Here is a 10574-nt window from a genome sequence, read left to right on the forward strand (position 1 = left end):
CGCATCGCCGAGTTCGAGTAGCCCGCATCGCACGGCACGGACCGAGTGTGAGGCTGCTCTCAGATGATGCGAAGATGGGATCGTGACCAGCGCACCGGTTGAAGTCGACCGGCCGGACGTCCGCGGCGAGCAGGAGTTCGCCGAGGAGACCGACCGGCCCTGGACCACGATCGTCTGGAACGATCCGATCAACCTCATGAGCTATGTCACCTATGTGTTCGAGAGCTACTTCGGCTATCCCAAAACCAAGGCGCACAAGCTCATGCTCGACGTCCACCACCGCGGCAAGGCCGTCGTCTCGAACGGCTCACGCGAGGAGATGGAACGCGACGTGTCGGCGATGCACTCCTATGGTCTATGGGCCACCTTGCAGCGCGTCTAGATACCGGCACGGCCGGGCAGCCTTGACCAGAGAGCGTGAGCCAGTGCCCTTCCGATTGCCCTGGCCCTTCCGAAAGGACAAGCGAGCCTTGATCGCGGCGTTCACCCGCGGCCCCGACGACACCGTGCACGTCGAGTTGCAGGCCGCCGAGTCCCGGCTGCTGACGGGCCTGTTCGGCGATCTGCTCGAACTGCTCCTGGACGACGTGCCGCCGGGCCTGCCCGACGAGGTCGATCCGCTGGCCGCCGAGTTGGGCCTCAACGGCCTGGGCGACGACACGCCCCCGGCCCGCCCGGACGACCCGGCGCTCGCCCGGCTGTTCCCGGACGCCTACCCGGACGACCCCGACGCGACGGCCGAGTTCCGCCGGTACACCCAGCCGGACCTGAGCACCGAGCGGCGGCGGCGCGCGGCCGTGGCGGTCGAGACCCTGGAGCGGGTCAGCGACGGCGGGCGGCTGAGCCTGGCCGCCGACGAGGCTGCGGCCTGGCTCGGCGCGCTCAACGACCTGCGGCTGGTGCTCGGCACCCGGCTGGAGATCACCAAGGACGACCAGGAGCCGGGCGAGGGCTTCGGTCCGGGTGACCCCCGTACGGCGTACGTGCCGGTGTACTACTACCTCGGGTACTTGCAGGAGACGCTGGTGGAGTCGCTGGGCGGCTGATTCGCGGCGCCGGGCCGTGCCCTACTCTTGACCCGTGTTGACCATCGGCAAGTCCATCCGTGACGCGATAGTCGCGCACGCCCGCGCCGACCACCCCGACGAGGCGTGCGGCGTGGTCGCCGGCCCGGCCGGCTCGGACCGGCCCGAGCGGTTCATCCCGATGGCCAACGCGGCGCGCTCGCCCACGTTCTACGAGTTCGACTCGGCCGACCTGCTCAAGCTCTACCGCGAGATGGACGAACGGGACGAGGAACCGGTCATCGTCTACCACTCGCACTCGTCGACCGAGGCCTACCCGTCGCGTACCGACATCGCCTACGCATCCGAGCCGAACGCGCACTACGTCCTGGTCTCCACCCGGGACGCCGACGGGCTCGGCGAGTTCCAGTTCCGTTCGTTCCGGATCGTGGACGGCGCCGTCTCCGAGGAAGAGATCGTGGTCCCCGAGGACGGGCAGTGACGGTGACGGTCCCCCGGGCGGTGTCGATCCAGCAGAGTGGTCGACGCAACAGGGTGACAGTCCGACAGAGCATGACGGTTCGACAACGGTCACGTGCTCAAGCTGTACCAAGCTGATTTAAACAATGGCCCCCTCGTACCATCTTGTGGGGGGATAAGGCCATCGGCGAACGGCTGACTTTGACAATGCCCACCGACACGGGAGGGATCAGCGCGATGCGGCGACTCGCCACGGCGCCGGTATTCGCGCCGCGATACCGCCGTGCCGCGTACTGGTGGGCCGGTTCACGCCTGCTGTTGCTGCTCTGGACGTTGCAGGCGGTGCCTTACTTCTCCCGCGGCTCGGTCGTCGGCGATGTGATGATCTATCACGGCTGGGCCAACACCATGGTGGACGGCTCGTTCCCGTCCGGCGACCCGCAGTGGCAGTACCCGCCGGCCGCGGCGCTGGTGATGCTCGCCCCGAAGCTCATCCAGCATCTCGGCATCGGCTACGTCAACTCGTTCTTCTTCGTCGCGCTGATCGCCGACGCCGTCGTGTTCGCGCTGCTGCTCGGCCAGGCCGACCGGATCGCCGCGGAAACCGGCCGCAAACCGCACCTGTCGGGGGTGTGGGCGTGGGTGCTCGGCGGCTTCGCGCTCGGCCCGATCGTGTTCATGCGTTACGACGTGATCGTCACCGCGATCGCCGTCGCCGGGCTGCTCTGGACGGTCCGGACGACCGGCCGCCGTTCCGCCGAGCGGGCCGAGAAGCGGACGTGGGCGGTGCGCGGTGCGCTGCTCGGGCTCGGCGCGGTGGTGAAGGTCTGGCCGGTGGTGCTGCTCGCCGGGGCGCCGGGCGGGCGGCGCGGCTGGCGCGCGCTGCTGTCGGCGGCCGCCGGGGCGCTGGCGATCTGCGGGATACTGGCCGCGGCGATGCCCGGGGCGCTGTCCTTCCTCTCGCACCAGTCGAGCCGCGGCATCGAGGTGGAGGCGGTCTTCGCCTCGCCCTTCATGATCGCCTCCTGGTTCGGCTACCCGATCCGCACCGTGCACGAGGACGGCAACTTCCAGCTCGCCGGGCCGGGCACCGGCATGGTCGCCAACTTGGCGATCGTGACGACGCTGATCGGCTTCGGCGTCGTGCTGTGGTGGCGGGTGCGCCGGTTCCACCCGGAGCGGTGGAGCCCGGCACTCATGTACGACGCCGGGTTCACCGTGCTGCTGGTCATGGTCATCACCAGCCGCGTACTGAGCCCGCAGTACCTCATCTGGCTGGTCGGCCTGGCCGCGCTGTGCCTCGCCGAGAACGGGCCGGGCCGCCGCGGCACGGTGATGGCCGTGCCGGCCCGGCTGGTGATGGCCTGCACACTGGTCAGTCAGATCGAGTTCCCGCTGCTGTTCGACCAGATCCTGCACCACGGCTTCCTGGGCAACGCTCTCGTCGCCGGACGCAACATCGTCCTGCTCACAGCCACGCTGCTGGCGCTGCGCGCGCTGTGGTCGGCGACGATGGCCGAAACGCCAGCGGGATCGGGCGAGTCGGCCGACACCACTGCGACGCGCGAGCCCGAGCCGGACGTCCAGGTCCTCGCGCCCGCGGGCGCCGGAAGCACCGTTACTGCCGCTGCCACTGCGACCGGCGGGCAACCCACCGGTGCCGGGGGAGCCTAAGCACTATCATCACCGCGGGTCCGGGCCATCACGAGCGGATCCGTCAGACCCGCGGGGACGTGAAGAGGAAACGATGAGCGATTCGGCCACGCGGCGTGGAGGCGGCACCGCCACCAGGCCGGGCGAGCTGCCGGGATCGCTGGACGAGCCCGGCGCGCCCGGCAGTGCGCGCCGACCGCGCCGGCTGCTCGGCGAGCTGATCGAGTTCGTCTACCGGCTGGCCGGCTCGACCCTGGCCACCCCGCGGATGGCACTCGGCGTCTCACTGACTGGACTGGTTCTGGTCATGCTCGTGGGCGTACTCTCGCCCAACTTCAACACCCTGCCGCCGAACTTCACCGGCGATCCCAACCAGCTCAAGCCGCTGGTCCTGCCGCTGTCCGGGCACCTGTGGGAGCTGCCCTGGTGGGTCTCCTTCCCGATGACCTACCTCGCGATCGTGCTCCAGTGCCTGGGCCTGTCCGGGCTGCTGTGGGCCAACAGCCGGGGCTGGCGGCCGAACCCGCGGTATCTGTTCCTCGCGGCGTGCGTGATCGTCGGGCTGATAGTGAACATCACGCCGGTCGGCTCCTCCGACGCGGCCAGCTACGCGGCGTACGGGCACATGGCCAACAAGGGGTTCGACCCGTACACCAACAATCCGCTGATCCTCGGGCCGCAGAACGACTACACCAAGGCCGTCGGGCCGATGTGGGTTCAGACCCCCTCGGTGTACGGACCGATAGCGACCTGGGTGCAGCAACTCGCGGCCTGGTTCGGGGGCCTGAACCCCAGCGTCACCGTGCATTATCTGATGATCTTCAACGGCGTGGCGTTCCTCGGCGTCGGCTACTTCCTGCTCAAGACGGCCGCCGACCCGGTGCGCGCCACGCTGATGTGGGTGGCCAACCCGGTGCTGATCCAGCAGCTGGTCGCCGGCGGCCACCTGGACACCTACCTCGCCGCGGCCTCCGTGGTCGGAGTGCAGATCGCCAGGGGCGGCGAAGGCCGCTGGCGCTACTTCGCCGCGGGCGTGGCGGTCGGCGTCGCCTGCTCGTTCAAGCTCAACGCCGGACTGGTCGGCGTCGCCATGGCCTGGGCGCTGGTGATGCGCCGCGACTGGTGGAACCTGGCGCGGCTGTCCATCGGCGGCGTCGGCTCGGTGGTGTTCTTCTACTCGTTCTACGGCCTGCACGCGTTCAAGCAGTTGCTCACCGCCTCCGGCCTGGTCGCCACCCCCTCGCCGTGGCGGCTCTTCCAGCTGTCGTTGCAGGGTGGCTTCGGCGTGTTCGGCCTGTCGGACCTGGGCAAGACCATCGGGGCGGTCGCCACGTCGATCCTGTGGCCGACTCTGATGATCATGCTCGCGGTGGTGATCTACCGGCGGTTCTCCCCGGACCAGCCGACCATGGTCACCGTGCCGTTCGCGCTCAGCTTCGCGTGGATCGTGGTCGCGCCCTGGTCGCTGCCCTGGTACACGGTGCTGGCCTGGGTGATCCTGGCGCTGCTGCCGCGCAATCCGATGACCCGGTGGCTGACGCTGGCGACCGTCTACCTCGCGGTGATGCACTCCTCCGGCGGCGGCGCCGTGCCCTGGGTGACCAGCTGAGGCCGGACCGGGCCCGGCACGGTCCGCTGTCCGCATCCAGAGACGCAGTGTCCGTATCCAGAGCGGTGCGGACCGGGAGCAGCGGGAATCGATACCATGTGCCACGCGTTCCCCGGTGTGCCCATGGCCGCCAGCCCGCCAGAGTCCATACCGTCCAGGAGCAGAATCCATGGCCGTTCAGGTCTCCATCCCGACCATCCTGCGCAGCTACACCGACGGCGCCAAACGCGTCGAGGCAGAGGGCAGCACGCTGCACGAGGTGATCGCCGATCTCGACCACCGCCATCCCGGAATCGGCGACCGGCTGATCGAGAACGGCCAGCTGCGCCGGTTCGTCAACGTGTACCTGAACGACGAGGACGTCCGCTTCACCGGTGGCCTGACCACGCCGCTGGCCGACGGCGACGCGGTCACCGTCCTGCCGGCCGTCGCGGGCGGCGCGCGCTGAGATGCGTTACGACTCGCTGCTGGACTCGCTGGGCCACACGCCCCTGGTCGGGCTGCCCCGGCTCTCGCCGTCCGCCGACGTGCGGATCTGGGCGAAGCTGGAGGACCGCAACCCCACCGGCTCGGTCAAGGACCGCCCCGCGCTGGCCATGATCGAGGCTGCCGAAGCCGCCGGAACGCTCTCCCCCGGCGCCACCATCCTGGAGCCGACCAGCGGCAACACCGGCATCGCGCTGGCCATGGCGGCGAAGCTCAAGGGCTACCGGCTGATCTGCGTCATGCCGCAGAACACCAGCGAGGAGCGCCGCCAGCTGCTGCGCATGTGGGGCGCGCAGATCATCCCGTCCCCGGCGGCCGGCGGCTCGAACGAGGCGGTACGCGTGGCCAAGGGCCTGGCCGCCGAGCACCCCGACTGGGTGATGCTCTATCAGTACGGGAACCCGGCGAACTCGGGCGCGCACTACGCGGGCACCGGGCCGGAGATCCTCGAAGACCTGCCGACCATCACCCACTTCGTGGCCGGGCTCGGCACGACCGGCACCCTGATGGGCATCGGCCGGTACCTGCGCGAGAAGGTCCCGGGCATCCAGATCGTCGCCGCCGAGCCGCGCTACGACGATCTGATCTACGGCCTGCGCAACCTCGACGAGGGCTTCGTCCCCGAACTCTACGACGCGGACGTGCTGACGACCCGTTACTCGGTCGGCTCCACCGACGCGTTGCGCCGCACCCGCCAGCTGCTCGAAGTCGAGGGCATCTTCGCCGGGATCTCCACCGGCTGCGCGCTGCACGCGGCGCTCGGGATCGCCCGCCGGGCCGTGGCGGCCGGCGAGCGGGCCGACATCGCGTTCATCGTCGCCGACGGCGGCTGGAAGTACCTGTCCACCGGCGCCTACGAGGGCACGCTCGACGAGGCGGGCGACCGGCTCGAAGGGCAGCTGTGGGCCTGAGCCCGAGCACTGCCCGCGTCCCGTTCCGCTCGTTGAGGTCGACCAGGACCTCCTATGGCGGCTGTAAACTCACCCGCCGCTGCGCGTCGGCCAACCCTGCGCCACCGGCCCCGGTCAACCTCGACGAGCCGTTATGGTTGCCAGGTGGCTGACGCACCCATCGGTATCTTCGACAGCGGCTACGGTGGGCTGACCGTCGCACGCGCCGTCCTGGATCAGCTGCCGCACGAGCCGATCCTCTACCTCGGCGACACCGCGCGGCAGCCGTACGGCACCAAGGCGATCGCAGACGTGCGCAAGTACTCGCTGGAGTGCCTGGACCTGCTGGTGGACCAGGGTGTCAAGATGCTGGTGATCGCGTGCAACTCGGCGAGTTCCGCGGTGCTGCGCGACGCGCGTGAACGCTACTCGGTCCCGGTGATCGAGGTGATCCACCCCGCCACCCGCCGCGCCGCGGCCGCCACCCGCAACGGCCACGTCGGCGTGATCTGCACGCAGGCCACCAAGACCTCCGAGTCGTACGAGGACGCCTTCGCCGCGGCTCCGCACGTGATGCTCACCACACAGGCCTGCCCGCGCTTCGTGGAGTTCGTCGAGGACGGCGTCACCGCCGGCGAGGAGCTGATCAAGGTGGCGCACGAGTACCTCGACCCGGTCACCGCGGCCGGAGTGGACACCCTGATTCTCGGCTGTACCCACTACCCGCTGCTGACCGGCGTCATCGCCTACGTCGTGGGCGAGCGGGTCACCCTGATCTCCAGCGCCGAGGAGACCGCGAAGGACGTCTACCGGCGGCTGGCCAGGCTGGGCCTGATGCGCGACGAGTCGCTGCCGGCGCCGGTGCACGAGTTCCGCACCACCGGCGATCCGGAGCGGTTCAAGGAGATCGGCCGCCGTTTCCTCGGCCCGGAACTCAGTCGCGTCGCGGCGGCGGCTACCCTCGACTCATGACCCAGGGATCTTCTTCGGTGCGCGTCGACGGCCGCACCCCCGAGCAGTTGCGCGCGGTGACCATCACCCGCGACTGGCTCGACCACGCCGAGGGCTCGGTGCTGGTGGAGTTCGGCCGTACCCGCGTGCTGTGCGCCGCCTCGGTGACCGAGGGCGTGCCGCGCTGGCGCAAGGGCTCCGGTCTCGGCTGGGTCACCGCCGAGTACGCGATGCTGCCGCGGGCGACCCACGAGCGCTCCGACCGCGAGTCGGTCAAGGGCCGGATCGGCGGGCGCACGCACGAGATCTCCCGGCTCGTCGGCCGGGCGATCCGCGCCGTGGTGGACTACAAGGCGCTCGGCGAGAACACGATCGTGCTGGACTGCGACGTGTTGCAGGCAGACGGCGGCACTCGCACGGCCGCCATCACGGGCGCCTACGTCGCGCTGGCCGACGCGGTGGCCTGGCTGCGCGCGCATGGCTCGCTGCGCGGCGGGAGGGAGCCGCTGACCGGCTCGGTGGCGGCGGTCTCCGTCGGCATCGTCGGCGGCGTCCCCATGCTCGACCTCTGCTACGACGAGGACGTGAAGGCGGAGACGGACATGAACGTCGTCTGCACCGGCGACGGCCGCTTCGTCGAGGTGCAGGGCACGGCGGAGGGCGCGCCGTTCGACCGCGCCGAGCTGAGCGCACTGCTCGACCTCGCCACCGCCGGCTGCGCCGACCTGACGGCCATTCAGCGCAAGGCCCTGGGCCAGTGACCGTGCCACCCCCGAGCACGCCCCCGAGCGCGGGCGACACGAGCCCGCCCAAGGCCCCCAAGGTCGTGCTCGCCACCCGCAACCCGCACAAGATCACCGAGCTGCGCGCGATCCTGGCGGCCACCGGCGTCACCATCGACCTGATCGGCGTGAACACGTTCCCCGACGTGCCCGACGTGCCCGAGACCGGCGTGACCTTCGCGCAGAACGCTCTGCTCAAGGCGGCGGAAACGGCCCGCCGCACCGGCCTGCCGTCGATCGCCGACGACTCAGGGCTCTGCGTGGACGTGCTTGGCGGCGCCCCCGGCATCTTCTCCGCGCGCTGGGCCGGAAAGCACGGCGACGACGAGGCGAACCTCGATCTGCTGCTGGCCCAGCTCGCCGACATCGCCGACCGGCACCGCAAGGCCCACTTCGCCTGCGCCGCCGCGCTGGCCCTGCCGGACGGCCCCGCGGTGGTGCGCGAGGGCCGGATCGACGGCACGCTGCTGCACGCCCGCCGCGGCACGAACGGCTTCGGCTACGACCCGATCTTCCTGCCCGACGGCCACGACCGGACCACCGCGCAGATGCCCGCCGAGGAGAAGAACGCGATCTCCCACCGCACCCGCGCCTTCCAGGCCCTGGCCAAGGATCTCGCCGAGCTCCTCTAGGGCACCTTTTGGTTCTGGGAGTGCACTGAAGATCCTGCTCCGGCCAGTCGGCTCACTCGATTCACCAATGAGCATCGATCGGGGCAAACCAGCATGAGCCGGGCGCGCGATCAAGATCTTCACCGAGCTTCCAGTGCGGTCTCCAGCACTGCCGGTAGTACTCGCCCACAGGGCAATCCGGCCACCCGAGTGCTCGGATTCGCCACAGCGCCCTGACTCGCCACGATAGTGTGATCCACACACGGCCAGACGATCATCAGTCCTCCGACTCTACTTCGGCATGCGCCTTTCTCGTCACGACGGTCACAGTTTCATAACTGGTATAGACCGCGATGGCATCTGGTCTAGACCAGACCGTACCGCCGGGCCTACGGTGACCGCACTCCGGAAAATCCGCGATCCACCCTCACGGACCGGGCATCCGACACCTCGGTGAAAGGCGGTTCCCCATGAAGAGACGACTCGCGGCGGCTGCGATATTCGGGCTCAGCGGCTCGCTGGTCCTCGCAGCGTGCAGCAGCAGTCCGTCCTCCCCGTCGTCGTCCTCCGCGGGCGGCTCGAACTCCGGCGCGACCACGATCAAGCTGGTGGCGGCGGACTACGGCACCGGTCCGTCGAACTCCTCGCAGACCTACTGGCAGGGCGTGGCCGACTCGTTCCACAAGGCCAACCCGAACATCACCGTCCAGGTGCAGACCATCGACTGGAACGACCTGAGCTCCAAGGTCCAGACGATGATCCAGAACAAGCAGTACCCGGACATCCTCGAAGGCCTGACCTACGCGCAGTACGTTCAGGACGGCATCGCGTACAAGGCCTCCGACGTGCTCGACTCGGCCACGCTGTCGAACATCAACCCGATCTTCGCGAAGGCCGGCGAGGTCAGCGGGACCGAGTACGGCATCCCGTGGACCACCTCCTCGCGCGCGATGTTCTACAACAAGAAGCTGTTCACCCAGGCCGGGATCTCCGCCGCGCCGACCACCTGGGACCAGCTGAAGGCCGACGCGCTGGCCGTCGCGCAGAAGACCGGCAAGATCGGCTTCGGCCTGCCGCTCGGCTCCGAGGAGGCGCAGGCCGAGTCGCTGCTGTGGTTCCTGGGCAACGGCGGCGGCCTGACCGACGAATCCGGCAAGTACGCGATCAACTCGGCGCAGAACATCGCGACTTACCAGTACCTCCAGGGCCTGGTGAAGTCCGGGGCGACCGAGCCGGACCCGGCCACCAAGAACCGCACCGACCTGTGGCAGCAGTTCGCGCAGGGCGGCATCGGCATGATCAACGGCTCGCCGGCGCTGATCCCGATCATCCAGAAGGCCGGCGTGTTGCAGAACTCCGACTTCGGCGTCGTCGCGGTCCCCGGCAAGACCGGCCCGCTCACCTCGACCGTCGGCGTCGCGGACTACGTCGTCGCGCTGAACAACGACAGCCACCAGGCCGCGATCAAGGCCTTCCTGGACTACGCGTACAACGACCAGAACCAGCTGGCCTTCGACAACGAATACGACCTGCTGCCCGCCACCACCTCGGCGACGACCAGCATGTCGTCCAATGCGCAGTTCGCCGGCTTCGTGAAGAACCTGTCCACCGCGACGCTCTACCCGAGCTCGCAGGCCAACTGGAGCACCGTGCTGACCGCGATCCAGAAGCAGATCGGCACCGCGATCACCGGCGACCCCAAGTCGGTGCTCGGCCAGATCGAGCAGACCGCGACGTCAGGGCAGTAGGCCCGCACCACAGCACCAGCACGGACCCCGCGCCGGACGCACCCGCACGTGCGTCCGGCGCGGCAACCCGTTCAGCCCACACAGACCGGCCCGCACAAACCGGCCCGCACAAACCGGCCAGCACAGACCGGCACAGCCACCAAACCCGCCCCACACCGGCCCCGATCGGCGGAGGGACCTCTCATGCAGTTGCAGCAATCCCCGAACACCCCCCTGCGGCGGCTCGGCCGGGCCGCGGCGCCGCTCGGCTGGGTCGGCCCGGCGGTCGCGCTGATCGCGTTCGCGGTGATCTGGCCGGTCTACGAGATGTTCCGGATCTCCTTCCAGCACTACAGCCCGGACGGCTTCCTGCTCGGCTCG

At 69.6% G+C, this 10574-nt stretch carries 11 protein-coding genes; all 11 read left to right on the plus strand.

What is annotated here, in order from left to right; genetic code table 11:
- Positions 1-79: 79 nt before the first annotated feature.
- The 11 genes from clpS to VGS97_RS04670 all read left to right on the plus strand — a co-directional run bounded on the left by clpS (position 80) and on the right by VGS97_RS04670 (position 10214).
- A complete protein-coding gene (gene clpS / locus VGS97_RS04620) occupies positions 80-382 on the plus strand; it encodes an ATP-dependent Clp protease adapter ClpS (RefSeq protein ID WP_349261977.1) in 303 nt (100 codons plus the stop codon).
- A gap of 88 nt (positions 383-470) precedes the next feature.
- Entirely contained in the window at positions 471-1046 is a 576-nt protein-coding gene (locus VGS97_RS04625; RefSeq protein WP_326851928.1) for a DUF2017 domain-containing protein, read from the plus strand.
- A gap of 34 nt (positions 1047-1080) precedes the next feature.
- Positions 1081-1506, plus strand: coding sequence for a M67 family metallopeptidase (locus VGS97_RS04630; RefSeq protein ID WP_326851929.1), 426 nt, complete (start codon positions 1081-1083; stop codon positions 1504-1506).
- A gap of 215 nt (positions 1507-1721) precedes the next feature.
- On the plus strand, positions 1722-3158 hold the full coding sequence (locus tag VGS97_RS04635; protein WP_326851930.1) for a glycosyltransferase family 87 protein: 1437 nt from the start codon (positions 1722-1724) through the stop codon (positions 3156-3158).
- A gap of 73 nt (positions 3159-3231) precedes the next feature.
- Positions 3232-4746, plus strand: coding sequence for a hypothetical protein (locus VGS97_RS04640; protein ID WP_326851931.1), 1515 nt, complete (start codon positions 3232-3234; stop codon positions 4744-4746).
- 169 nt (positions 4747-4915) lie between these two features.
- A complete protein-coding gene (locus VGS97_RS04645; protein ID WP_326851932.1) occupies positions 4916-5194 on the plus strand; it encodes a MoaD/ThiS family protein in 279 nt (92 codons plus the stop codon).
- Position 5195: 1 nt separating this feature from the next.
- Complete coding sequence (locus VGS97_RS04650) at positions 5196-6143, plus strand: cysteine synthase (protein ID WP_326851933.1); 948 nt, start codon at positions 5196-5198, stop codon at positions 6141-6143.
- 144 nt (positions 6144-6287) lie between these two features.
- Positions 6288-7094 carry a glutamate racemase gene (gene murI / locus VGS97_RS04655; RefSeq protein WP_326851934.1) on the plus strand — a complete coding sequence of 269 codons (807 nt, stop codon included), beginning with the start codon at positions 6288-6290 and terminating at the stop codon, positions 7092-7094.
- On the plus strand, positions 7091-7834 hold the full coding sequence (gene rph, locus VGS97_RS04660; protein WP_326851935.1) for a ribonuclease PH: 744 nt from the start codon (positions 7091-7093) through the stop codon (positions 7832-7834). The genes murI and rph overlap by 4 nt, the downstream gene beginning before the upstream one ends.
- Before the next feature lie 2 nt (positions 7835-7836).
- On the plus strand, positions 7837-8487 hold the full coding sequence (gene rdgB, locus VGS97_RS04665) for an RdgB/HAM1 family non-canonical purine NTP pyrophosphatase (protein ID WP_349261978.1): 651 nt from the start codon (positions 7837-7839) through the stop codon (positions 8485-8487).
- A gap of 449 nt (positions 8488-8936) precedes the next feature.
- Positions 8937-10214 (plus strand): extracellular solute-binding protein, encoded by a 1278-nt coding sequence (locus VGS97_RS04670; RefSeq protein ID WP_326851937.1) that lies wholly within the window; start codon positions 8937-8939, stop codon positions 10212-10214.
- Positions 10215-10574: the final 360 nt, after the last annotated feature.

Source organism: Actinocrinis sp. (assembly GCF_035946395.1).
GTDB lineage: Bacteria > Actinomycetota > Actinomycetes > Streptomycetales > Catenulisporaceae > Actinocrinis.